General features: G+C 71.8%; 28 protein-coding genes. 3 read left to right on the forward strand and 25 right to left on the reverse strand.

The window, feature by feature from the left end:
- The 4 genes from ACIBVP_RS10005 to ACIBVP_RS10020 form a co-directional block, all read right to left on the reverse strand.
- Window positions 1-909 (reverse strand): DMT family transporter, encoded by a 909-nt coding sequence (locus ACIBVP_RS10005; protein ID WP_396105672.1) that lies wholly within the window; start codon window positions 907-909, stop codon window positions 1-3.
- A gap of 105 nt (window positions 910-1,014) precedes the next feature.
- Window positions 1,015-1,434: a transcription antitermination factor NusB gene (nusB, locus tag ACIBVP_RS10010; protein ID WP_396105673.1), complete on the reverse strand. Its 420-nt coding sequence runs from the start codon at window positions 1,432-1,434 to the stop codon at window positions 1,015-1,017.
- Window positions 1,435-1,998 carry an elongation factor P gene (efp, locus tag ACIBVP_RS10015; protein ID WP_396105674.1) on the reverse strand — a complete coding sequence of 188 codons (564 nt, stop codon included), beginning with the start codon at window positions 1,996-1,998 and terminating at the stop codon, window positions 1,435-1,437.
- 52 nt (window positions 1,999-2,050) lie between these two features.
- The gene (locus ACIBVP_RS10020; protein WP_396105675.1) at window positions 2,051-3,142 is read right to left on the reverse strand and encodes a M24 family metallopeptidase; all 1,092 of its coding nucleotides are present in this window, start codon (window positions 3,140-3,142) and stop codon (window positions 2,051-2,053) included.
- A 31-nt stretch (window positions 3,143-3,173) separates the two neighbouring features.
- Here ACIBVP_RS10020 and ACIBVP_RS10025 point away from each other — a divergent pair, with 31 nt between their 5' ends.
- Complete coding sequence (locus tag ACIBVP_RS10025; RefSeq protein ID WP_396105676.1) at window positions 3,174-3,653, forward strand: B-4DMT family transporter; 480 nt, start codon at window positions 3,174-3,176, stop codon at window positions 3,651-3,653.
- Here the strand turns inward: ACIBVP_RS10025 and ACIBVP_RS10030 are convergent.
- The 4 genes from ACIBVP_RS10030 to ACIBVP_RS10045 form a co-directional block, all read right to left on the reverse strand.
- On the reverse strand, window positions 3,614-5,119 hold the full coding sequence (locus tag ACIBVP_RS10030; protein ID WP_396105677.1) for a beta-xylosidase: 1,506 nt from the start codon (window positions 5,117-5,119) through the stop codon (window positions 3,614-3,616). The genes ACIBVP_RS10025 and ACIBVP_RS10030 overlap by 40 nt on opposite strands.
- A 76-nt stretch (window positions 5,120-5,195) precedes the next feature.
- Window positions 5,196-5,615: a VOC family protein gene (locus ACIBVP_RS10035; RefSeq protein ID WP_396105678.1), complete on the reverse strand. Its 420-nt coding sequence runs from the start codon at window positions 5,613-5,615 to the stop codon at window positions 5,196-5,198.
- A complete protein-coding gene (gene aroQ, locus ACIBVP_RS10040) occupies window positions 5,612-6,040 on the reverse strand; it encodes a type II 3-dehydroquinate dehydratase (protein WP_396105679.1) in 429 nt (142 codons plus the stop codon). The genes ACIBVP_RS10035 and aroQ overlap by 4 nt, the downstream gene beginning before the upstream one ends.
- Entirely contained in the window at window positions 6,037-6,645 is a 609-nt protein-coding gene (locus tag ACIBVP_RS10045; RefSeq protein ID WP_396105680.1) for a TetR/AcrR family transcriptional regulator, read from the reverse strand. Before ACIBVP_RS10045 ends, aroQ begins: the two co-directional genes overlap by 4 nt.
- 33 nt (window positions 6,646-6,678) lie before the next feature.
- Between ACIBVP_RS10045 and ACIBVP_RS10050 the strand changes: the two genes are divergently transcribed.
- Entirely contained in the window at window positions 6,679-7,011 is a 333-nt protein-coding gene (locus tag ACIBVP_RS10050) for a rhodanese-like domain-containing protein (protein WP_396105681.1), read from the forward strand.
- 133 nt (window positions 7,012-7,144) lie between these two features.
- On the opposite strand, the gene aroB is transcribed toward ACIBVP_RS10050, so the two are convergent.
- The 16 genes from aroB to ACIBVP_RS10130 all read right to left on the reverse strand — a co-directional run bounded on the left by aroB (window position 7,145) and on the right by ACIBVP_RS10130 (window position 22,414).
- Window positions 7,145-8,224 (reverse strand): 3-dehydroquinate synthase, encoded by a 1,080-nt coding sequence (gene aroB / locus ACIBVP_RS10055; RefSeq protein WP_396105682.1) that lies wholly within the window; start codon window positions 8,222-8,224, stop codon window positions 7,145-7,147.
- 53 nt (window positions 8,225-8,277) lie between these two features.
- The gene (locus ACIBVP_RS10060) at window positions 8,278-9,369 is read right to left on the reverse strand and encodes a DNA glycosylase AlkZ-like family protein (RefSeq protein ID WP_396105683.1); all 1,092 of its coding nucleotides are present in this window, start codon (window positions 9,367-9,369) and stop codon (window positions 8,278-8,280) included.
- Window positions 9,370-9,406: 37 nt separating this feature from the next.
- Entirely contained in the window at window positions 9,407-9,919 is a 513-nt protein-coding gene (locus ACIBVP_RS10065; RefSeq protein ID WP_396105684.1) for a shikimate kinase, read from the reverse strand.
- Window positions 9,916-11,097, reverse strand: a complete 1,182-nt coding sequence (aroC, locus tag ACIBVP_RS10070; RefSeq protein ID WP_396105685.1) for a chorismate synthase — start codon at window positions 11,095-11,097, stop codon at window positions 9,916-9,918. The genes ACIBVP_RS10065 and aroC overlap by 4 nt, the downstream gene beginning before the upstream one ends.
- Window positions 11,098-11,200: 103 nt before the next feature.
- Entirely contained in the window at window positions 11,201-11,689 is a 489-nt protein-coding gene (locus ACIBVP_RS10075) for a cupin domain-containing protein (protein WP_396105686.1), read from the reverse strand.
- A complete protein-coding gene (locus ACIBVP_RS10080; RefSeq protein WP_396105687.1) occupies window positions 11,673-12,197 on the reverse strand; it encodes a PH domain-containing protein in 525 nt (174 codons plus the stop codon). Before ACIBVP_RS10080 ends, ACIBVP_RS10075 begins: the two co-directional genes overlap by 17 nt.
- A gap of 105 nt (window positions 12,198-12,302) precedes the next feature.
- On the reverse strand, window positions 12,303-12,938 hold the full coding sequence (locus ACIBVP_RS10085; RefSeq protein ID WP_396105688.1) for a prepilin peptidase: 636 nt from the start codon (window positions 12,936-12,938) through the stop codon (window positions 12,303-12,305).
- A gap of 121 nt (window positions 12,939-13,059) precedes the next feature.
- A complete protein-coding gene (locus ACIBVP_RS10090; RefSeq protein WP_396105689.1) occupies window positions 13,060-13,908 on the reverse strand; it encodes a shikimate dehydrogenase in 849 nt (282 codons plus the stop codon).
- A complete protein-coding gene (mltG, locus tag ACIBVP_RS10095) occupies window positions 13,898-15,172 on the reverse strand; it encodes an endolytic transglycosylase MltG (protein ID WP_396105690.1) in 1,275 nt (424 codons plus the stop codon). Before mltG ends, ACIBVP_RS10090 begins: the two co-directional genes overlap by 11 nt.
- Window positions 15,169-15,657, reverse strand: coding sequence for a Holliday junction resolvase RuvX (ruvX, locus tag ACIBVP_RS10100; protein ID WP_396105692.1), 489 nt, complete (start codon window positions 15,655-15,657; stop codon window positions 15,169-15,171). Before ruvX ends, mltG begins: the two co-directional genes overlap by 4 nt.
- Window positions 15,654-18,323, reverse strand: coding sequence for an alanine--tRNA ligase (gene alaS / locus ACIBVP_RS10105; RefSeq protein WP_396105693.1), 2,670 nt, complete (start codon window positions 18,321-18,323; stop codon window positions 15,654-15,656). The genes ruvX and alaS overlap by 4 nt, the downstream gene beginning before the upstream one ends.
- Before the next feature lie 73 nt (window positions 18,324-18,396).
- On the reverse strand, window positions 18,397-18,714 hold the full coding sequence (locus ACIBVP_RS10110; protein ID WP_396105694.1) for a hypothetical protein: 318 nt from the start codon (window positions 18,712-18,714) through the stop codon (window positions 18,397-18,399).
- A 227-nt stretch (window positions 18,715-18,941) separates the two neighbouring features.
- Window positions 18,942-19,355, reverse strand: a complete 414-nt coding sequence (locus ACIBVP_RS10115) for a DUF948 domain-containing protein (RefSeq protein ID WP_396105695.1) — start codon at window positions 19,353-19,355, stop codon at window positions 18,942-18,944.
- A gap of 75 nt (window positions 19,356-19,430) precedes the next feature.
- Window positions 19,431-20,240, reverse strand: a complete 810-nt coding sequence (locus tag ACIBVP_RS10120; RefSeq protein ID WP_396105696.1) for a TIGR03619 family F420-dependent LLM class oxidoreductase — start codon at window positions 20,238-20,240, stop codon at window positions 19,431-19,433.
- Complete coding sequence (locus ACIBVP_RS10125; protein WP_396105864.1) at window positions 20,237-21,574, reverse strand: replication-associated recombination protein A; 1,338 nt, start codon at window positions 21,572-21,574, stop codon at window positions 20,237-20,239. The genes ACIBVP_RS10120 and ACIBVP_RS10125 overlap by 4 nt, the downstream gene beginning before the upstream one ends.
- A gap of 45 nt (window positions 21,575-21,619) precedes the next feature.
- Window positions 21,620-22,414 (reverse strand): SGNH/GDSL hydrolase family protein, encoded by a 795-nt coding sequence (locus ACIBVP_RS10130; RefSeq protein WP_396105697.1) that lies wholly within the window; start codon window positions 22,412-22,414, stop codon window positions 21,620-21,622.
- A gap of 64 nt (window positions 22,415-22,478) precedes the next feature.
- Here ACIBVP_RS10130 and ACIBVP_RS10135 point away from each other — a divergent pair, with 64 nt between their 5' ends.
- On the forward strand, window positions 22,479-23,051 hold the full coding sequence (locus ACIBVP_RS10135) for a hypothetical protein (RefSeq protein WP_396105698.1): 573 nt from the start codon (window positions 22,479-22,481) through the stop codon (window positions 23,049-23,051).
- 1 nt (window position 23,052) lies between these two features.
- On the opposite strand, the gene ACIBVP_RS10140 is transcribed toward ACIBVP_RS10135, so the two are convergent.
- Window positions 23,053-23,667, reverse strand: coding sequence for a methyltransferase (locus ACIBVP_RS10140; protein WP_396105699.1), 615 nt, complete (start codon window positions 23,665-23,667; stop codon window positions 23,053-23,055).
- Window positions 23,668-23,734 lie beyond the last annotated feature (67 nt).

Raw genomic sequence — 23,734 nt, forward strand, 5'->3', positions numbered from 1 at the left:
TCAGCCCGTCTTCGCGGTCACCGCCGGTTCCGCGACCGGCGCCGGTTTCCGCGATCCGGTACGGGACACCGCGACCCCGGCCAGGCAGAGCACGCCACCCAGCAACGTGACCCAGCCCGGCAGTTCGTCCAGGACCACCCACGACATCAGCACGACCAGCGCGGGCACGGCGTACGTCGTCGCGCCCATCTGCGACGCGGACGTCCTCGCCAGCGCGTACGCCCACGTCGTGAACGCCAGACCGGTCGGGAACACACCGAGGTAGATCACGTTCAACGTCGCCGACAGCGGGGCCGTGGACGCCTGGGAGATCAACTGGCCCGCGAACGGCAGGCACGCGACCGTCCCCACGAGACAGCCGAACGTCGTCACCTGTAGCGCGCTTCCGTGGCGCAGCGCGGGTTTCTGCGACACGACACCGATGGCGTAGGTGATCGCCGCGACCACACACAGCAGGACACCGAGCACGGACGCGTGCCCGTCGCCCGCCATCGAGAAGCCGACCACCACCGCGCCGGCGAACGACACGGCGATGCCGGCCAGCACCCTCGGCCTGAAGCCTTCCTTGAGCAGCCAGCCGCTGAGCAGTGCGATCAGCACCGGGCCGACGTTCACCACCATCGCGGCCGTGCCCGCGTCGACCTCCTGCTCACCCCAGTTCAGCGCCACCATGTACAGGCCGAACCACAGCAGGCCCGAGATCACGATGCCGGGCCACGCGCCACGCCGGGGCAGACCTTCCCCGCGCACCAGGAGGAACACGACCAACACGACCGAACCGGACAGCAGGCGGCCCAGCGCCAGCGCGCCCGGCGAGTAGTGCTCGCCCGCGCTGCGGATCGCCACGAACGCGGACGCCCACAGGAACACGGTGACGGCCGCGGCGAGCAAAGATCGTCTGTCGGTCATGGGCGCCACGATATGGCGCGCATACTTCGGTGGCGAACGACATGTTCGCCGCGCAAGCTCCGCTCAGTCGAAATGTCCGCTGCGCAAGCTCCGCTCAGTCGAAATCTACAGCGTCGCCCGCAGCTGGTCGGCGATGGTGGCGAGGCGGCCCAGAACGCCGTTCACGAAGCGCGGTGAGTCGTCTGTGGACAGTGACCTCGCCAGCTGCACGGCCTCGTCGATCGCCACCGCGTCCGGGACGTCGGCCGCCCACAGCAGTTCGTAGATCCCGAGCCGCAGGATGGCGAGGTCCACGAACGGCATGCGGTCGAGAGTCCAGCCCTCCGCGTGCTCGGTGAGCAGTTCGTCGATCCGCTCGCGGTGCGCCACCACGCCCTCGACGAGCGTGCTGGCGTAGTCGTTCGGCGACGGGTGCTCGGCGGCCGCGTTGCGTTCCTCGAGCAGCCGCACCGGGTCGGCGTCGCGGAGCGCCGCCGCGTACAGGACATCGACCGCGCGCTTGCGAGCTTTGCTGCGCGCGCCCATCTACGAGCTGACTCGGCCGAGGTAGCGACCGTCGCGGGTGTCCACCTTGACCTTCTCGCCGGTCGACAGGAACAGCGGCACCTGGATCTCCGCGCCGGTCTCCAGCGTCGCGGGCTTGGTGCCACCGGTGGAGCGGTCGCCCTGCAGGCCCGGGTCGGTCTGCTGGATCACGAGCTCGACCGACGTCGGGAGCTCGATGAACAGCGGCGTGCCCTCGTGGGTCGCGACCGTGACGGTGCTGTTCTCCAGCAGGAACTTCGACTGGTCACCGACCACGTCGGCGTCGATGTGCTCCTGCTCGTAGGTCTCGCCGTCCATGAAAACGAACTGCGCGCCGTCCTGGTACAGGTAGGTCATGTCGCGGCGGTCGACGGTGGCGGTGTCCACCTTGATGCCCGCGTTGAAGGTCTTGTCGACGACCTTGCCGGTGAGGACGTGCTTGAGCTTGGTGCGCACGAACGCCGGGCCCTTGCCGGGCTTGACGTGCTGGAACTCGACAACGCTCCAGAGCTGGCCCTCGAGGTTGAGCACGAGGCCGTTCTTCAGGTCGTTCGTGGATGCCACGGGGTGGTTCTCTCTCCTGGTCGGATCGTCTACCGCGTCGTCTACCGCATCGCTACACGACGACGAGCTGTTTGGTCGTCAGCGTGAGAAGTTCGGGATCGCCGTCCCGCACGACGAGCGTGTCCTCGATGCGGACCCCGCCCTTGCCGGACAGGTAGACCCCCGGCTCCACGGTGACTGCCATACCGGCGGAAAGTCTACCTTCACCCGTCTTGGCCAGGGACGGTGCCTCGTGGATCTCCAACCCGACCCCGTGCCCGAGGCCGTGCAGGAAGTCGTCGCCGTGCCCCGCGGCCTCCACCACGCCACGCGCGGCCGCGTCGACGTCCGACACCCGCACGCCCGGCCGCAACGCCGCCCGGCCCGCCGCCTGCGCGGCCGCGACCAGGTCGTACAGGTCCCGCTGCCAGTCCGCGGGCGCGCCGAGCACGAACGTGCGGGTCATGTCCGAGTGGTAGCCGTCGACAAGCGCGCCGAAGTCCAGTTTCACCAGGTCACCCGTGACGAGCTCGGTGTCGGTCGGCCGGTGGTGCGGGATGGCCGAGTTGGCACCCGCGGCCACGATCGAGTCGAACGCCGGGCCCGCCGCGCCGTAGTCCAGCATCCGGGTCTCCAGCTCGCGCGCGACCTCGCGCTCGGTGCGGCCGGGCCGCAGGCCGCCGTGCTCGATGAGGTCGGCGAGCGCGCGGTCGGCGGCCGCGCACGCCATCCGCAGCGCCTCGATCTCGGCGTCGTCCTTGACCACGCGCAGGTCCTCGACCAGGCCCGCGGCACGCACCAGCTCGGTCGTGCCCGCCTGCTCGTCGAGCACGTCCAGCTCGTCGACCGTGACGCGGTGGCTCTCGAACCCTGCCCGCCGCACCCGCGTGTCGGCTGCGACCTTGGCGAGTGCCGGTCCGCACGGTCGCTCGATCAGCCGCTCCAGCTCGGGCACCTGCCGCGCGGACTGGGTCAGGTACCGGCCGTCGGTGCAGAACACGGTCTTCTCGTCGCCGTCGGCGTGCACCAGCAACGCGGCGTTCGAGCCGGTGAACCCGGTCAGGTAACGCACGTTGCGCAGGTCGACCACGAGCATGGCGTCCAGGTCGCGCTCCTGGAGGCGGGACCGGAGGGCGGCGCGGCGGCGAACGTGCGTCTCGGGCATGCCCAAGACCTTATGGGCTTACGCTGTCCCAATGCGAACGTGGCTGTTGCGCGGAGTGGTCATGGCCGTGGTGCATGCCGTGGCCGAGACCGCGCGCGCCGACTTCGGAGTCCACCACCCCACCTCCAGGACGTTGTTCGAGGCGCTCGTGCTGGGCGGGCTCGTCGGCGTGGCCGCCGTGTGGGGTGCGATCGACCGGTGGCGTGACGTCGAGGACGCGGGACGTGCGTGGGTGATCGCGTCGCTGGTCGCGGGCTGGGGTGCCGCGGTGCTCGCCGTGATCGGCAAGTCGGTGTTCGTGGACCAGACCGGGGTCGCCGACCTGGGTGGCGCGCTGACCGGCGGTGCGGCGTTCACGGCGCTGCTGGTCCTGATCCCGGCGGCCGTGGGGCTCGCGGCCGGGTACTGGATCCGGTCCTCCCGCCAGGGCGACGACGCGGACGACCTCGACGAGGACGAAGCGGACGAGCCTCAGCGCGGCGGACCCGTCAAGTCCAGGCCGCGTCCGTAGGCGTCCCATTCCTGGGTGGTCATGTCGCCCACGATCGACGAGTTGAACGTCGCGACGTCCGGCGACGAGATCGGCCACAGCCTGTCGTCGATCAGGAACGCCAGGCCCCGGCCGGGCGCCTGCCGCACGGGGACGCCGGGCTTGACGTGGGCGGCCACCCGCACCTCCGACAGGGAGGGCGGCCGGTGGGCGAGGACCCGCACGGCCAGCTTCTCGGCCACGGACCTGCGGTCGAACCGCACGATCCGCCCGCCGACGACCAGGTCGACGGTCCGGGTCGGCGACGGGACGGCGAACCCGTCGAGCGCGAGCACCGCGCGTCCCGGGTCCGCGCAGGCGTCGAAGTCGGTCACGTCGAGCCCGAAGTGCCGCAGGTTCGACGGCCCGGCCCGTACCTCGCGGGTGGCGCGTACGAGGTCGATCGCGACCTTGCCGCACGGGTTGTCGAGCGACACGACCGCGTGCCCGTCGCCGCGGCGGACCAGCCCGGGGCCCTCGCGCCAGGGGCCGGGCACCAGCAGCGGGTGGTAGGGCTGCGCCGAGAAGTCCCAGTCCCAGAAGGTGATCGTGGTGCCGTCGCGGGTCTCGTGGGCGATGGCGAACGCGGCCAGCGCGTCGACCCACATCCAGTCCGCGCTGAACGCGTCGACGACCGAACGGAGCCGGGCGGTCGTGTCCGGCACCGACACGAACCCGTCGGGCCCGAGCGCCTCGATGTCGCGGCCGAACGCCGGGTCGGGTGACCGCAGCACGAACTGGCCCGCGCCGTTGTGGCCGGCGTGCCGTCCGGTGGTGTCGGTGAACATCAGGTAGAACTTGCCCGCCGCGTACACCACGGACGGCTGGCCCGCGCCGTAGGTGTTGGACCGCTTGACGTCCCGCGCCGAGGTGACGAGCGGGCGGCCGCCGTTGGCCCGCGTCCAGACACGACCGTCGGGGCTGGTCGCGAGCCCGATCGCGTTGCCGTGGGCGTGGTCGCCCGCCGCTCCCGTGTAGTACATGTAGTAGGTCGGCCCGACCTTGAGCACCGACGGGTCGCACGTGTGCATGGCGTCGAAGCGGCGGGCGCTGCCGGAGAACACGGGGGTGCCGCCGCGGCCGTCCGGTCCGCGGAACCGCCCGTTCAGCGACCGCGACTCGGCGAGCAGGATGTCGTCGCCGGGCGGGTTCGCGATGCCGAGCTGGCTGCACCACCACATGCGGTAGCGGCCACCGTCCCAGAGGACCGACGGCGCGTAGTTGTAGGGGGCGTCGCCGGACCCGGCCGCGATCACCCCCGGGCTCTGGCGGGCGGCGCGCGTGGCGAGCAGGACGGGTTCCTTCGCCTTCGGGACCACCGGTTTCGGCGCCGCGGTGGAGGTGGGGGATTTCTCCAAGCCGGGCGCGGCCTCGCTGGCCGTGCAGCCCGCGGTCAGCGCGGCGGAGGCGAGGACGGCAACGAGTCTTCGACGGTGCGTGAAGCGCATCGCGGAAGAACCTCCATATGTTGCCCTCAATTCAGCCGAACGACAGTGTAAGGATTACTCCGCGTGCGTGGCGACTTCACGTCCGGGTGGCGACCAACTCCACCTCGAAACCATCGCTGTTCTCGAGGTATGCCGCGTAGTGGTGTGGGCCACCCGCGTACGGATGGCGGTCGGCGAACAGGAGCGTCCACCCGTGTTCCGGCGCCGCCGCGGCGATGCGGTCGACGTCGGCCCGGGTGCCCGCGTGCAGCGCCAGGTGGTTGAGGCCCGGCGCGGTGCGCTCGTGCCGCGTTCCGGTCCGCGCGGGCGAGTCCTCGACGACGACGTAGCTGACGCCCAGCCGCCAGCTCACGCCGTGGTCCCAGCGCTGGTACTCCTGCCAGCCCAGCTCGGTGAACAGCCAGCCGAACGTCTTCTCGGCGGCGGCGAGGTCGGCGACCCACAGTTCGACGTGGTGCACACCGGACGGGGGGACGTCACCCGGCGGCTCGGTCACCGTCGGCCGGCCAGCCAGCGCAACGCGAGCTGGTAACCCTCGACGCCGAGCCCCACGATGACCCCGGCCGCGACGGCGGAGATGTAGCTGTGGTGCCGGAACTCCTCGCGCTTGTGCACGTTCGAGATGTGCACCTCGACCAGCGGCGCCGACAGCAGCGCACAGGCGTCCCGGATCGCGATCGAGTAGTGCGTCCACGCGCCCGCGTTGAGGACGACGGCGTAGCCGTGCTCGGCGGCCTCGTGCAGCCAGCCGATCATCTCGCCCTCGTGGTCGGTCTGCCGGACGCTGACGTCGAGGTCGAGTTCCCTGCCGGTCTTCTCACACAGCTCGACGAGGTCGGCGTGGGTGGTGTGGCCGTAGATCTGGGGCTCGCGCGTGCCCAGCCTGCCGAGGTTGGGCCCGTTGAGCACCAGGATCTTCATCGGCTTCCTCCTTCGAGCATCGATCGCGCAAGCCTAGCCAGTCCCGCCTTGACCCGGTCGGACCCGACCTCGTCCCGCAAGGCCATCCGCTGGTCGGCGGCGAGCGGGGCGAGCACCGCGTGGGCGAGGTAGTCGGCGTCCGGTGTGCCCGCCTGTTCGAGCAGGTAGGCGACGTGCCGGTGCCACAGGCGGTAGGCGCCGATGGTGTAGCGGGCGCCGGGCCGGGCCGTCTCCGACATGTGCACGAGGTCGAGGTTGCCGTCCAGGAAGTCCACGTAGGCCTCGAGGAACGCGACCAGCCGGTCGGCGGGTGGCGCGCCGGGCCCGAGCGGGGGCGGCCCGCCCAGGATGGCGGCCTGCAGCCCGCGCTCCTGCTCGTCGAGCAACGCGACGGCGAGCCCCGCCTTGTCACCGAAGCGCCGGAAGAGGGTGCCCTTGCCGACCCCGGCGGCGGCCGCGACCTGGTCCATGGACACGGCGGCGACCCCGTGCTCCCGGAAGAGCCGGGCGGCTGCCTCGAGCACGCGGGCCCGGTTGCGTGCGGCGTCGGCACGCTCCCGGGCAGGTGCGGAATAACCGGACCGCGGTCCGCTGTTGTCGCTCATGTCAATCCGGACCATAGTCCACTTGGAGGAGAGATGACGGAGTTGATCAGCAGGGCAGACCTGCGGACCGCGATCGAGGCGGGCGCGGTGACGGTCGTCGACGCCCTGGGCGGCGAGTACTGGGCGAAGCAGCACCTGCCGGGCGCGGTGCCGCTGGTGGCGGCCGACGTCCCGGCGAGGGCGGCGAGCCTGCTCCCCGACCGCGACGCGGCGATCGTGACGTACTGCTCGAACCCGGCATGCCCGAACAGCTCGCAGGTGGCGACCCTTCTCGAGGACCTCGGGTACCGCAACGTCCGCAAGTACCGCGAGGGCATCGAGGACTGGGCGGCCGCTGGCCTCCCCCTCGAATCGGCCACGCACTGAGATGACCACGGGGGCGCCGTCGGCGGGATGGCGCCCCCTGTGGACAACCCGCCCGCCAACACCCGTTCCTGTCGGTGCTCGCCCCTAGGCTGGATGTCGGGGGGCCGACGGCCGCTGTTGATCTTGCCGACCGTCACGTCGTCAGTCGGTCGTACGCGGTGGCCAGCAGCTCGGGTGCCGGGTCCTCGAGCCGCCCCGGCGTGGCCAGCGCGTCCAGCACCACGAAGCGGAGCCGGCCCGCGCGGGTTTTCTTGTCGCCCAGCATGGTCCGCGTCAGGTCCGCCAGTGCGCCCGGTTCGTAGCTGGTCGGCAGACCGAGGGCGTCGAGCACCGTGCGGTGCCGGTCCGCGGTGGCGTCGTCGAGACGGCCCGCGGCCCGGGCCAGCTCCGCGGCGAACACCAACCCCACGCTGACGGCCGCGCCGTGGCGCCACCGGTAGCCCTCGCGACGCTCGATGGCGTGGCCGAGGGTGTGACCGTAGTTGAGGATCTCGCGCAGGCTGGACTCCCGCAGGTCCGCGGCCACCACGTCGGCCTTGACCTGGATCTTGCGGCGCACCAGCTCCGCGAGCACGTCGCCGTCCGGGTCCAATGCGGCCCTCGGGTCGGCCTCCACGAGGTCCAGGATCACGGGGTCGGCGATGAACCCGCCCTTGACGATCTCGGCCATGCCCGGCACCAGCTCGTCCGCCGGGAGGGTCCGCAGCGTCGTGAGGTCGACGACCACGGCGGCGGGTTCGTGGAACGCACCGACGAGGTTCTTGCCCGCGTCGATGTTGATGCCGGTCTTCCCGCCGACCGCGGCGTCCACCATGCCGAGCAGCGTGGTGGGCACGTTGACGAGGCGGACGCCGCGCATCCAGCTCGCCGCGACGTACCCGCCGAGGTCGGTCACCGCGCCCCCGCCGTACGCCACGACGGTGCCGCCGCGGTCCATGCCCATGGCGGCGAGCGCGTCCCAGCACTGCCCGGCGACGGCGAGGGTCTTGCCTGCCTCCGCGTCGGGCACGGGGACGAGGTGGGTGTCGATTCCGTTGTCCAGCAACCGGTTCCGCATCGCCTCGGCGCCCGCGACGAGGGTCGGCGGGTGCACGATCGCCACCTTCGGCGACCCGGCCACGACGGCGAACACCTCGTCGGCGAGGTCACGCCCGATCACCACCTCGTACGGACGGTCGGTCGCGACCCTGATCCGCACCGGCTCGGCTCCCACTGCCCACGCTCCCTCGTGCTCGGCTGTCCGGGGTGAGCATGGCACGGCGGCGTTCAGCCGACGGTGACCACCACCTTGCCGTCGTGTCCCCGCGCGGCCGCGACCACCGCGCCCTGCGCGTCGAGTGCCTCGGCGGCCAGCGTGTGCCCGGATGTCACGGTGATCTCGAGCGTCCTGCCGGACTTGCGGGCACGCCAGACGCCTGCCGGTTCGCCGTCGACGACCACCGGGCCCGCGCTGCCGAGCGGCCGCCACAACTCGGTCGCGACCGCCCTGTCCGGCACCAGCAGCGGGCGGTGGCCGAGCAGGTAGGTGTCGCGCGGGGGCAGGAGCAGCAGCGGTGGCGGTGCGGGCGCGTCGTCGTCGAGGACCGCCGGGTCGGCGTGCAGGGTCACATCGCCGACGTCCACCTCGACGAGGTCGTCTACGAGATCGGACCACACGGGTCGCAACCAGCCCGGTGGCGCCGTCACCGAGCGGGTGTCGAGCCACGTGACCAGGTCACCGAGTGTCAGCGGCCCGGCGACCCGGACGACGGTCCGCAGCAACTCCCGGGCCGCGTGGTCGACGCCCGGGTCCTGTGCCGGGTCCGTGCCCAGGCGGAACCGCAGGCGGCGCCCCGCGCCCGGCACCAGCTCGATGCCCGCGTACAGGGTGGCGACGCGGAACAGCCCGTCGGCGACGTGGTGGACGCCGCAGCCTTCGCACCACGGCCGGGCGATCCCGGGTACCAACGGGCTGACCGCCGCGGACAGTTCGCCTTTGGTGGCGGTCTCGCCGGGGAACGCGTCCCGCATCGCGCGTGCCACCTCGTCGAGCAGCGCGGGACCGTCCGCGCCGGAGGCGATCAGGGTGTCGCCGTAACCGCCGAGGTAGGCACGCAGCATCTCGTTGTCACGGGGACGCAGCGCGGCACGCAGCAGCGGCAGGACGGCGCGGCGGTGCAGGTGCGGTGACCCGCGCATGGTCAGCGCGAGCACGAGCTCCGGCGCGGTGGTGGTGCGCTGCCGCAACCCGAGTGCGGCCGACCCGCCGGGCGTGTCCTGCAGGCCGACGGTCAGTGCGTCCTGGGTGTCGCCGCCGTGGAGACCTTGGGCCCGGGCCCGGTGGGCGAGCACCTGGGCGCGGTGGAGCCGGTGTGCCATGCGACATGTGTAGCGGATGGCACCGACATCCTCCGGCTCAGCTGGCGACGGGCATCGTGGCGAGCACGTCGGCGAGGACTTCCTCGGGGGTGCGTTCGCTGGTCGGGATGGTCGCCGCCGCGACGGCGGTGTAGACCGGCCTGCGGGTGTTGAGCAGTTCCCGGAGGTGGGCGCGCGGGTTGGGCAGCAGCCAGGGGTGGAGCGTCACGAGGCCTTCGCGCTTGAGGAGCTGATCGAGGTCCACGTCGAGGAACACCACGTGGTAGGGCTCGAGCAGCTCCGGCACGCCCGGCGCGGTGGGGGTACCACCGCCGAGCGAGAGCACCCCGTGGAACTCGGGCAGCAGGTCGGCGAGGATCTCGCGCTCCGACTCCTGGAACTTCTCCCGTCCGAGCTTCACGACCAACTCGCCCGCGTGGATGCCGTGGACGCGCTCGATGTCGTCGTCGAAGTCGCGGAACTCCAACCCGAGCCGCTCGGCGGCCATCCGCCCGACAGTGGACTTCCCCGACCCGGGCGGGCCGACGAGGATCAGTGCGGGACCAGTCACCAGCGCTCCTGCAGTGCCTTGAGGTAGGACTCGACGTTGCGGCGCGTCTCGGCGAGCGAATCGCCGCCGAACTTCTCCAGCGCGGCCTCGGCGAGCACGAGCCCGACCACCGACTCCAGCACCACACCGGCGCGGGGCACGGCGCACACGTCGGACCGCTGGTGGATCGCCACCGCCGGCTCGCCGGTCGCCGTGTCGATTGTGGACAGTGCACGCGGTACGGTCGAGATCGGCTTCATCGCAACCCGGGCACGCAGCGGCTCACCGTTCGTGATCCCGCCTTCGAGGCCACCCGCCCGGTTGGTGCGCCGGGTGACGCCGGGGTGCGCGGGATCCATCTCGTCGTGCGCCTTGCTCCCCCACCGGCGCGCGGTGGTGAACCCGTCGCCGATCTCGACGCCCTTCATCGCCTGCACCCCCATCAGGGCGGCGGCGAGCCGGGCGTCGAGGCGGCGGTCCCAGTGCACGTGGGACCCCAGCCCCGGCGGCAGCCCGTAGGCGATGACCTCGATGACCCCGCCGACGGTGTCCCCGGCCTCCTTGACCGCCTCCACCTCGGCGACCATGGCCTCGGTGCCCGCCGGGTCGAACGCCCGGACGGGACTCTCGTCGATGGCGTCGAGGTCCCCGGGACCGGGCAACGGCCCCTCCGGCGCCTCGGCGCCGCCGATCGAGACGACGTGGCTGACGATCTCCACACCCAGCAGCTGCCGCAGGAACTGCCGCGCGACGGTGCCCAGCGCCGTGCGGGCGGCGGTCTCCCGTGCGCTGGCCCGTTCGAGCACGGGGCGTGCGTCGTCGAACCCGAACTTCTGCATGCCGGCGAGGTCGGCGTGCCCGGGCCGGGGGCGGGTCAGCGGCTCGTTGCGGGCCAGCCCGGCGAGTTCGGCGGGGTCCACGGGGTCCGCGGACATGACCTTCTCCCACTTGGGCCACTCGGCGTTGTCGATCCGCACCGCGACCGGCCCACCCTGGGTGAGCCCGTGCCGGACCCCACCGAGGAACTCGACCTGATCGGTCTCGAAGCCCATGCGCGGGCTGCGCCCGAACCCGAGCCGCCGACGCGCGAGCTGCTTGTTCAGGTCCGTGGTCGTGACCTCGACCCCGGCAACCATGCCTTCGAGCACGGCGACCAGCGCGGGCCCGTGCGACTCCCCAGCGGTGATCCAACGCAACACCCGACGATCCTGTCATGCCCGCGGAACACCCCGATCGGCGGTCGCACGTTCACCACCCCGGGCCCTCACCCCGAGCACCTGCCGTGACGTGCTCGTTGTCGGCTCACCTCCTCGTCAGCGCCGCGATCAGGCCGGCACGGTGGGGCCAGCGCCGCGACAGGTCGGCACGGTCCGCGGGTTCGAAGTCGCTCGGCACGAACCCGGGCGCCATCGTGTTGCCGTAGACCCCGTACTCGCCGCCCTGCCGCAGCCGCGCACCCATCCAGGTGCCGCTCGGGACCGTGTACTGCACGCGCTGCCCGCCGAGCACGTCGGTGCCCAGGACGACCAGCTCGTCGCGGCCGTCCGGGTGCAGCAGGAGCAGCTCGATCGGATCACCGAGGTAGAAGTGCCAGATCTCGTCGGTCGGTAACCGGTGCAGGTCCGAGAACGAGCCGGGTTCGTCGGTGAACATCGCCACCATCGCGGTGGAGAGCGGCTTGCCGTCGGGCCCTTTGCCCGCCGACTCGTAGGTGGCGGTGAACAGCACGTCCTCCTGCGGCAGCTTGGTCATCTGCCACAGCTGCCGCAGTTGTTCAGCGGTTGGTCTCATGACGTCGTCCTTGTGTGTGGTGCCGGTGTCGCAACTCCGCGAGAAGGCGGTCGAACTCGGCGGCGGACAGGATGTCGGACATCCGCCACGGGCGGCGCTCCCCATGGAGCGTGCCCTGGAGCGGCAGCTCGACGGTCTGACCGTCGACGAGGTCGACGCACACCTGCCGAGCCGTCACGATCTGCAGCGGGCCGGAGGTCAGGCGGGTGATCTTCTGAGTGCGGACGCCCAGCACGACGGACCAGCTGACGGTCAAGGTCCGCAGCGGCGTCCGGACCCGAAGGCCGTGGCCGCAGACGTACGTGCCCACCATCAGGAGCCGGCACGAGAAGCCGATGAACGCACCACCGATCAGCAGCTCGATCACCAGCCAGGCGGCCGCGGTGCCGTTCCACGCCCGCGAGAGGATCGCCGCGATACCTCCCGCGGTCACGAGCACGCCGATGACGAGCATGCCGGTGCAGACCAAGACCATTCCTGCCGTCAGCCCCAGGCGGCGCCACCCCATGAACACAGTCTGTGGCCGCCGGCAGGCCATGCGGGCTGCGTGAACCGTGTCGTGCGATGAGCGTGCGGTGGCTGGACGGTGTCACGGGCGCGGTTCCGTTCGGAGTCATGGCGACAGCGCCGGGAAGGTGGCGATGACGTAGGTCGCCGCCAGGAGCGCTGGGCCGTGCGGGATGCCGGTGCGCCAGGCGGCGCGGTGGCGTCGTGGGGCCGCGGCGTGCAGGGCCAGTGTCAGCAGCGCCGCCAGCGTGGTGCCCACCAACACCGCTGGTAAGCCCACCGCTCCCAGCACCGCGCCCTGGCTGCCCGACAGTTTGACGTCGCCGCCGCCCATCGCGGCGGGGCGGAGGAGGTGGAGCGCCAGGTAGATCGCGCCCAGGAGGGCCGCGCCGAGTAACGCGCCGTACGCCACGTGCAAGCCGGATTGCGTTGCCGCCAGCGCGGTTGTGGCGGCCGTTGCCGGGTAGGCCGACAGCGTCAACACGTTCGGCAGGCGGCGGTGTTTCAGGTCCACCACGGTCAGCGTGACCGCGAACCACGCCACCACCAACGGGATCGGCAGCCACCACCACGGGAGGTGGCCGGTTTCCGTGCGCCAGCCCGCAAGCGCCCACAGGACGGCGACCGCGCCGATGCACCATCCACTGTGGACGGACGCGCCTCTCCGCAGGCGGGCCAACAGAGTCCGGGCGGCCACACCTGCCGCGGCGCCCGCGGCGGCGAGAAGGACGGTGAGGTTCATGGGTTCCACGATCCGCCGCGGAACGCGGGTGCGGCAAGGACAAGGCCGAGCGAATGGGACTTTCGTTCGGGAAATTCGTCCGGCGCACACTACAAGTCCCTTGTGGACAGTGGCCGCCCGGTCAGAGCGGAAGCGGCAGGATTCCCCCGGTCGCGGTGTACAGCGCGTCGCGCATGGCCTGCCGCGGCGCCACCATTCCGGTGAACAGCTCCACCTGCCCGAAAGCCTGGTGCAGCAACATGTCCAGGCCGGTCGCGACGCTGCCACCCCGGTCGGCGACGGCCCCTGCCAGCGGCGTCGGCCACGGGTGGTAGATCACGTCCAGCAGGAACGGGGTGCCACCGAGCGCCGCCGGGTCCACCGCGTCCGGCGGGACCGTGTTCACCAGCACCGCGGCGTCCCCCACCAATGCGGGGAAGTCCGCCGACGCCCACGCGACGACGTCGAGCTTCATGCCCACCGCCGCCGCGCAGGCCACCGCCGCCCCGGCTCGTGCCCGGTCCCGCACGACGACCGTCGCCGACGACACGCCCAGCTCGGCGAGGCCGGCGAGCGCGGCACGCGCGGTGCCGCCCGCGCCCAGCACGACCGCCGACGTGCCCGTGCCGAACCCGGCCGCGCGCAGTGCGCCCGCGACGCCGTCGACGTCGGTGCAGTCCGCGAACCAGCCGTTCTCGCCGCGCACCAACGTGTTCGCCGCGCCGACCGCCGTCGCGCGCGCTGTCGCCGTCGTGGCGAAGGCCAGCGCCGCGCCCTTGCCGGGCATCGTCACGGACAGCCCGACCCACGAGGCGTCCAGGCTGGCGACCAGTGCGGGCAGCTCGGCCTCCGACGCCTCCAACCGCGTGTACGTCCAGGGCAAACCGAGGGCCTCGTACGCCGCGCCATGCAACACAGGTGACAGCGAATGGGCTACCGGCTTGCCCACCACCGCCGCCCGTCTGGTGGCGGCGAGGTCGTCAGTAGGCATCACGCTCGTTCGCCAGGTCCACGTTCCGCTCGTGCTCGTCGTTGGTCTTCGCGAAGCACGACGTGCCGTCCTTCTCGCACACCACGAAGAACAACCAGTCGCCGGGCTCCGGCTTGACGGCCGCCTCGATGGCCTCCTTGCCGGGCGCGGAGATCGGCGTCGGCGGCAGGCCGGTGTTGCCGTAGGTGTTGTACGGGCCCACCCGGGCGCGGTCCTCGGCGGTCGTGCGGATCATCGGGCGGTCCAGCACGTAGTTGATGGTGGAGTCGTACTGGAGCTTCATCGAGTCGCGGAGACGGTTGTACGTCACGCGCGACACCTTGCCGAAGTCCTTCGTGACGGCTTCCTTCTCCACCAGCGACGCCATCACGAGCACCTGGTACGGCGTGTACCCGGTGTCCGTGGCGATGTCGGGCAGCCCGTAGGCCTGCATCTGCATCGCGGACTGGGACACCAGCTGCTGCCACAGTTCTTCCGGCGTCGAACCCGGCTTGACGTCGTACACGCCGGGCATGATCAGGCCCTCGAGCCGCCGCTTCGGCTCCGCCTTGGCGGCATCCGGCACGGCCCAGTCCGGCACCCCGAGCTTCGCGAGATCCGCTTTCACGACCACGTCGAGCAACTGAGCGGGTTGCACACAGGTGCTCTTGCCGTCGAGTTCCGCGCAGGACGCGTCAGCGAGCATCGACGTGATGCCCTTGACCACCTTGTCGCCCTTCAGCTTGATGTCCTCGAACTGCGCACCAGGCTTGATCTGCAGGGCACCCACCCGCGACTCGGGGTTCACGATCTTGGTGACCGCGGCCGCGCCGGAGGCGTTCTTCTTCATCACGTAGTAGCCGGGCTGCACGCCGCGGACGTCGGCGTTCGACTCGGCCGCCGCGACGAACGCGCGTGAGCTGGCCACGACACCGGCGTCCACGAGCGTGGTCGCGATGTCACCGGTCGAGTCGCCGTCCTGCACCTGGATGACCACGTCGCCCTCGCCCTGACCGGCGAAGTCCTCGTAGTCCCCGATGCCGGTCAGTTGCTTGTAGCCGTAGTAGCCGCCCGCCGCGATGAGCGCGAGCACCAGGACCATGCCGATCCACAGCCCTGTCCTGCGCTTCTTCTTCGGCGGTGGCGGAGGCTTGCGTCCCCGCCGCTCACGGCTGTCGCGCCTGTCACGGCTGTCACCCCGGTCGCGGCTGTCGCGGCGCACTGGCCGGTGCCGTTCGGTCGGTGCCTCGCCGAACAGGTCGAGGTCGTCGTCGTGTTGGGTCATCGCTGCTGTGCCTCCGGGGGCGTCTGGCGTGCCCGTCCGTCCAGCCAGGCCTGCAAGATCTCGACGGCCGCCGCCTGGTCGACCACCGCCCGCTGTTGCTTCCCACGCACTCCGCGATCGCTGAGCATTCTGGTGGCGCTGACCGTAGTCAAGCGTTCGTCGGCCAACCGCACCGGGACCGGGCGCACACGCCGCCTCAGCTTCCTGGCGTACGCGGTCGCGATCGCCGCGGCCTTGCCATGACGGGCCGCGAGCGTCCTGGGCAAACCGACCACCACTTCGACCACCTCGTGCTCGACAACGAGCTCGGCGAGGCGATCGAGGTCGCTGTCCGAGCGTTCGTCGCGAGACAGCGTAACGAGTGGTGTCGCGAGCACCGGACCGGGATCGCTCAGTGCGACTCCGACCCGCACGGATCCGACGTCGATGCCGAGCCTGCGGCCGGGCCCTGGGTCACCAGGGCCCGGCCGATCAGGTTCGGTCATGCAGACGCCTCCGCGATCGCCGTGCGCAGCGCCGCGACCGCGCCGGGGATGCCCGCCGGGTTGCCGCCACCGCCCTGCGCGAGGTCGGGCTTGCCACCGCCACGACCGCCGATCGCGGGCGCGAACGAGGGCACGAGCTTGCCCGCCGCGAAGCCCGCGTCCCGTGCCGCCGAGGTGGTCGCCACCACGAAGTTGACCTTCTCGCCGTCCGCCGAGAACAGCGCCACGACGCCGGCCCGGTTGCCGAGCCGGTTGCGGACCTCGGACGCGAGCTGGCGCAGGTCGTTGCCGCCGATGCCGTCGGGTGTCGCGACCGCGACGAGCGCGGTGCCGCGGATGTCCTCCGCCTGCTCCGCGAGCGTGCCCGCGGACGACAGCAGCTGGCCCGCCCGGAGCTTCTCCAGCTCCTTCTCCGCCACGCGCAGGCGTTCCACGGTCTGCCCGATGCGCTCCGGCAGCTCCTCCGGACGCACCTTGAACTGCTCCGCGAGCTGGCCCACGAGCACGTGTTCCCGCGCGAGGAACCGGAACGCGTCCAGGCCGACGAACGCCTCGACACGGCGCACGCCCGCGCCGATGGACGCCTCCGACAGCAGCTTCACCACACCGATCTCGCCGGAGCGGTGCACGTGGGTGCCACCGCACAGCTCCTTCGAGTAGTCGCCGATGGTGATGACGCGGACCTTGTCGCCGTACTTCTCGCCGAAGAACGCGATCGCGCCGGACTTGCGCGCCTCGTCGAGCGTGGTGATCTCCGCGCGCACGTCGTAGTCGTTCAGCAGCACGTCGTTGACCTCGTCCTCGACGTCCGCCAGCACGCTCTGCGGCACCGCGCCGCCGGGCGAGGTGAAGTCGAACCGGAGTCTGCCCGGCGCGTTCAGCGAACCCGCCTGCGCCGCCTGCGTGCCGAGCGCACGCCGCACGCCCGCGTGCACGAGGTGCGTCGCCGAGTGCGAGCGGGAGACCGCGCGGCGCCGGGTCGAGTCGACCTCCGCGTGCGCGGTCGCGTCGAGCAGCACCTCACCGGAGGTCACCTTGCCGCGGTGCACGTTCAGGCCCGCGACGGGCGACTGCACGTCGGCCACCTCGACGACCCAGCCGTCGCCGACGATCTTGCCGGTGTCCGCGAGCTGGCCGCCGCCCTCCGCGTAGAACGGGGTGCGGTCGAGCACGACCTCGACCTCCGCGCCCTCCCCCGCCGACACCGCGGGCTGACCGTGCGCGAGCAGGCCGACGACGCGGGACTCGGTGGTGAGGTCCTTGTAGCCGAGGAAGTCCGTGGTGCCGTGGGTGTCGAGGATCGACCGGTACGCGCCGCCGTCCGCGTGGCCGACCTTGCGGGACGCCGCGTCCTGCTTCGAGCGCTGGCGCTGCTCGGCCATGAGGCGGCGGAAGCCCTCCTCGTCGACCTTCAGGCCCTGCTCCGACGCCATCTCCAGGGTCAGGTCGATCGGGAAGCCGTACGTGTCGTGCAGCTGGAACGCCTTGTCGCCGGACAGCACCGCGCCGCCGGACGACTTGGTCTCCGACGCCGCGAGGTCGAAGATCTTCGAGCCGCTCGACAGGGTCTGGAGGAACGCGTCCTCCTCCTGGCGCACCACACCGTCGATACGGGCGAACTGCTCGACCAGTTCAGGGTAGGCCGGGCCCATCGTGTCGCGGACGACCTTCGCGAACTCGCCCAGCACCGGCTCGTTGACACCGAGCAGCCGCACGGAGCGGACGATGCGGCGCAGCAGGCGGCGCAGCACGTAGCCCCGCGCCTCGTTGCCGGGCGTGACACCGTCGCCGATCAGCATGACACCCGAGCGGGCGTGGTCGGCGATGACGCGGAACCGAACGTCGTCGACGTGGTCGGCGCCGTAACGGCGGCCCGACATCTCCTCCGCCTTGGTGATCACCGGGCGGACGAGGTCGGTCTCGTAGACGTTCTCCACGTCCTGCAGCAGGAACGCGACGCGCTCGATGCCCATGCCCGTGTCGATGTTCTTCGCGGGCAGCTCACCGATCGGCGGGTGGTCCTTCTTCGGGGACAGCTCGCCGCGCTCGTCCTGCATGAAGACGAGGTTCCAGATCTCCAGGTAGCGGTCCTCGTCCGCGACGGGGCCGCCCTCCTTGCCGAACGCGGGGCCGCGGTCGAAGTAGATCTCCGAGCACGGGCCGCCGGGACCGGGCACGCCCATGTCCCAGTAGTTGTCCTCGCCGCCGCGGCGCTGGATGCGCTCGTCGGGCAGGCCCGCGACCTTGCGCCACAGCTCGATCGCCTCGTCGTCGGTCTTGTAGACCGTGACCCAGATGCGCTCGGGGTCGAAGCCGTAGCCGCCTTCGGACTGGGGCGACGTGACGAGCTTCCACGCGTGCTCGATCGCGCCTTCCTTGAAGTAGTCGCCGAAGGAGAAGTTGCCCGCCATCTGGAAGAACGTGTTGTGGCGGGTGGTCTTGCCGACCTCGTCGATGTCGCCGGTGCGCACGCACTTCTGCACGCTGGTCGCGCGCGGGTACGGCGGCGGTTCCTCACCGAGGAAGAACGGCTTGAACTGCACCATCCCCGCGTTCACGAACAGCAGGTTCGGGTCGTCGAGGATCAGTGAGGCACTGGGCACGCGGGTGTGCCCGTTGTCGGTGAAGTGCTTGGTGAAGCGCTGGGAGATCTCGTGTGTCTGCACGGGTCAGGTCCTTGTGGTCGGGAAGGGTGCGAAGGTCCGGCGAGGCGGACAGCGCCGCGCGACAGGGCGCGGCTCAGCTGCCCGCCCTGTTAGCTCGCGCCCCGGCCGACCGGGCCGGCCTGCGCTCGTCACGGCCGCCGAGGGCACGCCGCGCCACGGGGCTGACCCCGGACCGCTGCTCCACCACCTCGGACAACTCCTCTTCCCGTTCTGACATGCCCGCGCGGACGTCGGCACCGAAGGCACCGATCGCGCCGGCGAGTTCGCTGATCGCCTCACCCAGGTTACCCGCGATGCCCGCTGGGGTCGCCTGCTTTGCCGTCTCCCTGGCTTTGCGGGACAGCGCGACGCCGGTCGCGACACCGACACCGAGCCAGAACAGCCGCTTCACGACGCCCCCTCGCAGGCTCCGTGGCGCCGCTCGCGGTCGCTCTGTGTTCTCTGGTTCGCTACGCAAGCTCCGCTCACGACGCCCCCTCGCAGGCTCCGTGGCGCCGCCCGCGGTCGCTCTGTGTTCTCTGGTTCGCTACGCAAGCTCCGCTCACGACGCCCCCTCGCAGGCTCCGTGGCGCCGCCCGCGGTCGCTCTGTGTTCTCTGGTTCGCTACGCAAGCTCCGCTCACGATGTCTCGGCTCCCTTGCGCCTGCCGCGCCGGGCGTGCTTGCCGTCCGACTCGCCCTTGGCCTTCTTGCGGGCCTTCATCGCCTTGCTGACGCCGTAGGAGAACGCGGCGGCCTTCACGAGCGGGCCACCGAGCGTGGCGGTGAACACCGAGGTCAGCGCCGAGACGTTGCCGGTGACGGCCTGCGTGTTCGACGTGATGCCGTCGACACGCTCCAGCTGCGTGTTCACCCGCGTGAGCGTGGTGTTGGCCTCGGTGAAGATCGGGTCGGTGTTGGTGTGCGCCTTGCGGATCGCGATGGTCGCCTCGTCGAGCGTGCGCCCGAGCTTGATCAACGGGATCGCCAGCAGCAGAACGAGCAGCACGAACGCGCCGGCCGCGATCAGCGCGGCGATCTGCCCTGCTGACACGAGCCCTCCAAGGAAGTGAGTGGTCTGCGAATGCCGGTCAGGTTACCGCGCGCCACCGACACCGGCCCGTTCGGATCAGATGATCAGACCGGCGTGTCCGTCCAGCGTGTGCAGCGTGGTGTCCCGGTCGGCGCGGGGCAGTTCGAGCAGCGCCCGTTCGATGCCCGCGTCGGCCAGTCGTGCCAGCGCGTCCTTGTCCGCGGGGGCGTTCATCACGGTGACGGGGACGTCGCGGCTCAGCTGTTCGCGGATGGCGGCCACCTCACCGATGAGCGCGTCCGGTTCACCGGGGTAGATCGGCAGCCAGCCGTCGGCGTACTCGGCGATCTTGCGCGCCGCCGGTTTCCGGCCGCCGCCGACGAGCACCCGCGGCCCGCTGGGCGGTTTGGGCCACGAGTACAGGGGACCGAAGTCGACGTGCTCGCCGTGGAACTCGGCCTCGTCCTGGCTCCAGATCGCGCGCATGGCGAGGACGTGCTCGCGCAGCACGGCGACCTTCTTCGCCGGGTCGACGCCGTGGGCGGCCAGTTCGCCGTCGTGCCAGCCCGCGCCGACGCCGATGACCACGCGGCCGCCCGAGAAGGTGTCGAGGCTCGCGATGGCCTTGGCGGTGACGATCGGCTCGTGCTGGGCGGCGAGCAGGACCGACGTGCCGAGCGTGAGCCGCCGCGTCGCGCCCGCGACGACGGCGAGCGTCACGAGCGGGTCGGTGAGCCTCGGGTGCGAGTGCCGCTGGCCGTCGGGCAGGTCGTCGGCGCCCGCCACCGGGAGGTTCGTGTGCTCGCCGACGAACAGCGCCTCGAACCCGCGCTCTTCGAGGCCGCGGCCGAGGTCGGCGGGGTGGATCCCGTCACCGTGGAGCGTGTACCAGTAGCCGATCTTCACCGGTTTCCCCTGATCGCGCGCCGCAGTTTCGGTACCCGCTCGGCGAGGGCGCGTTCTGCGCCGCGCTGGGTCGGTTGGTAGTAGTCCCTGCCCACCAGCTCGTCCGGCGGGTACTGCTGTTCGAGCACGCCTTCCGGGACGTCGTGCGGGTAGCGGTAGCCGGTCGCGTTGCCGAGCTTCTTCGCGCCCGCGTAGTGGCCGTCGCGCAGGTGGGGCGGGACGGTACCGACCGCGCCCTGGCGGACGTCGGCCATCGCGGCGCCGATGGCGGTGGTCACCGCGTTCGACTTGGGTGCGGTCGCCAGGTGCACGGTGGCGTGCGCGAGGTTGAGCGCGCACTCCGGCAGGCCGATCAGCTGCACGGCCTGCGCGGCGGCGGTGGCGGTCTGCAGCGCGGTCGGGTCGGCCATGCCGACGTCCTCGCTGGCGTGGATCACCAGGCGGCGCGCGATGAACCTCGGGTCCTCCCCCGCCTCGATCATGCGCGCCAGGTAGTGCAGCGCGGCGTCCACGTCGGAGCCGCGGATGGACTTGATGAACGCGCTGATCACGTCGTAGTGCTGGTCGCCCTGGCGGTCGTAGCGGACGGCGGCCTTGTCGACGGTGGACTCGACGGTCGCGAGGTCCACGGTGCCGTCGTTCGTGGCGAGCGCGGAGTCGGCGGCGGCCTCGAGCGCGGTGAGCGCGCGGCGGGCGTCGCCACCGGCGAGCCGGACGATGTGGTCCTCGGCGTCGGTCTCCAGGGTGACCGTGCCGCCCAGGCCGCGTTCGTCGGCGACCGCGCGGCGCACCAGCGCGCGGACGTCGTCGTCGGTGAGCGACCGCAGTTGCAGTACGAGCGAGCGGGACAGCAGCGGGGAGACGACGGAGAAGAACGGGTTCTCCGTGGTTGCGGCGACCAGCAGCACGATCCGGTCCTCGACGGCGCCGAGCAGGGCGTCCTGCTGGGTGCGGGAGAAGCGGTGCACCTCGTCGATGAACAGGACGGTGGACTCACCGGAGTGCGTGAGGCGGCGGCGTGCCTCCTCGATGACGCCGCGGACCTCCTTCACCCCGGCCGACAGCGCGGACAGCGCGACGAACCGGCGGCCGATCGCGCTCGACACCAGCATGGCGAGCGTGGTCTTGCCCGTGCCGGGCGGGCCGTACAGCATCAGCGACGCCGGGGCGGCGCCCTCCACGAGCCGCCGCAGCGGCGCACCGGGCCCCAGGAGGTGGTCCTGGCCGACCACCTCGTCGAGCGTCGCGGGCCGCATGCGGACGGCGAGCGGCGCGTTCGCGCTCACCCGCTCCTTGCCGCCGGGGTGCCGCTCCTCCGGTGCGGTGTCGAACAGTTCCAGGTCGAGCCCATCTTCCACGCCTCCGACGCTACCCGGGGCCTACGGGGCGTCGTCGCGCCTCCCCTGGCCGACCGGACGGAACGGGGTCAGCTCGGGGCGCTTGGCTTCGCGGTCGGCGCCGGAGGAGACGCCGCGGATCCGCCGGCCCAGCCACGGGCCGAGGAAGCCGGTGAGCCAGCGCAGCTCGGTGCGGATCACGGTCAGCCGGTCCGCGGGCGGGAGCGCGGGCAGCGGGTGCGTCCACGAGTCGTCGGCGCCGGGCAGGTCCAGGGCGTGCGCCATCGAGTCGGCGATGCGCTGGTGGCCGAGCGGGTTCGCGTGGAGGCGGTCGGGCGACCAGATGCGGGCGTCCGTGGTGACGTCCACCGCGAACGTCTCGACCATCGCCACGCCGTACCGGGCCGCGGCGTCGCGGATCCGGGCGTTGAGCGCCAGCACGCGCGGGACCAGCGGTTTCGCCAGCGGCGCGATCTTGGCGACGTTCGGGAAGGTGAGCGTGCCGACGGTCGCGCCCGCCGCGGTGAGCGAGGCGAACATCGCCGCCAGGTGACCGGCCACCAGCTCCACGTCGCAGGTAGGGCGCAGTACGTCGTTCAGGCCCGCGACGACGGTCACGAGGTCCGGTTCCAGCTCGAGCGCCTTCCCGAGCTGTTCGGCGTGGACCTCGCCGGCGAGCTTGCCGCGGACCGCGAGGTTCGCGTACCGCAGGCCGGGGTTCACCTCGGCGAGCCGTGCCGCGAGCCGGTCGGCGAAGCCACGCAACCCGGCGAGGTCGTCACCGTCGCCGACGCCTTCGGTCTGGCTGTCACCGATCGCCACGTACCGCTCGTACACCCGTCGTGCCTCCCTCCCCACGCCTGCCGGGACCAGCCTATCGCCGCCGGATACCCTCCCCGACGTGCAAGGAGCCGCCCGGATCCCGGACGACACGAAGCTGGTCGTGCCCGCCGAGTCCCGCCACGCGCTGCGCGAGCACGGGACCACGATCGCGACCTTCGTCGCGACCACGGTGGTCGCCGGCCTCGGGGTCGCGACCACCGGGTCGGTGGTGTGGCTCGTGCTCGGGTCACTCTGTCTCGGCGGCGTGGTGCTGGAGCTGATGCTCGTCCGCGCGCAGGCCGCGTTCGGTCCGCTGCTCGCCGCCGACGACGACCACGTCTGGGTGCGGGCCGGCGGGTTCACCTCACCGCGGTCGGTGCGGCTCGACTGGCCGGAGATCACGGGCGTGACGCTGCACCTGTGGCACGGACGACGCGGCACCACCGCGCGCTACCTGTCGTTCGACCTGACCGACGAGGCGACGGCCGCGCTCGCGGCCGATCCCCGGCTCGCCACCCGCGCGCGGCGGCTCACCAGCACCTTCGGTTCGCCGCTCGCCGTGGCGGAGCAGAAGGCACGCGTGCTCGACGACGCGCTGCGGTCGCTGCGTGAGCTGGCGCCCGAGCACGTCCGGTTCACGCGGAAGACGTGAGTCACCGCGCCGCCAGCTCGACGATCGCGGCCGTGCCCGCGGTGTGGACCGCGGTGACCTGGAGGCCCGCACGCTCGGCGAGCGCGGTCAGCTCGGTGAGGCCGCGGGCCTGCCGCGCGGACCCCGGCGGCTCCGGCAGCGCGGTGCCCGTGACGCCGAGGGGGCCGGTGTCCACCACGACGCCGTCCACGGGCGGGACCGGTTCGATGACGAAGACCGCGCCGTCCTCGCCCGCCGCGGTCGCGCAGTTGCGGAGGATCGTGTTGGCGTCGTCGTCGTTCCGGTCGCAGAGGACGGCGGACAGGAGGTAGCCCTCGGCACCGTCGGGCACCGCGTCGAGCGGGTCTGCCGCCACGGCGTTGGCCCGGTCGGACAGGCCCGCCGCGAACAGCATCTTGCGCGCGGTCTCCGCTGCCGCGGGCAGGTCGACCACCGTGCCGCGCAACGCCGGGTACTCGTTGAGCAGTGCGATCAGCAGGCTGCCGTCCCCGCCGCCGACGTCGACCACGTGGCCAAGCGCGCCCCAGTCGTACGCCGACACGATCGACGGCGCGTCGACGGGCTGGGCCGGTGACGAAGTTGTGGTGTGGTGCGTGCGCAACTCCTTGTCTGCCATCGCGTCTCCCTTCACCGTGCACCCAACGTACGTCCGGGTGCGGTGCTCCGCAGATCGCGTGCGCTGG

Origin of the sequence: Actinophytocola sp. NPDC049390 (genome assembly GCF_044466355.1) — a bacterium.
Lineage (GTDB): Bacteria > Actinomycetota > Actinomycetes > Mycobacteriales > Pseudonocardiaceae > Actinophytocola.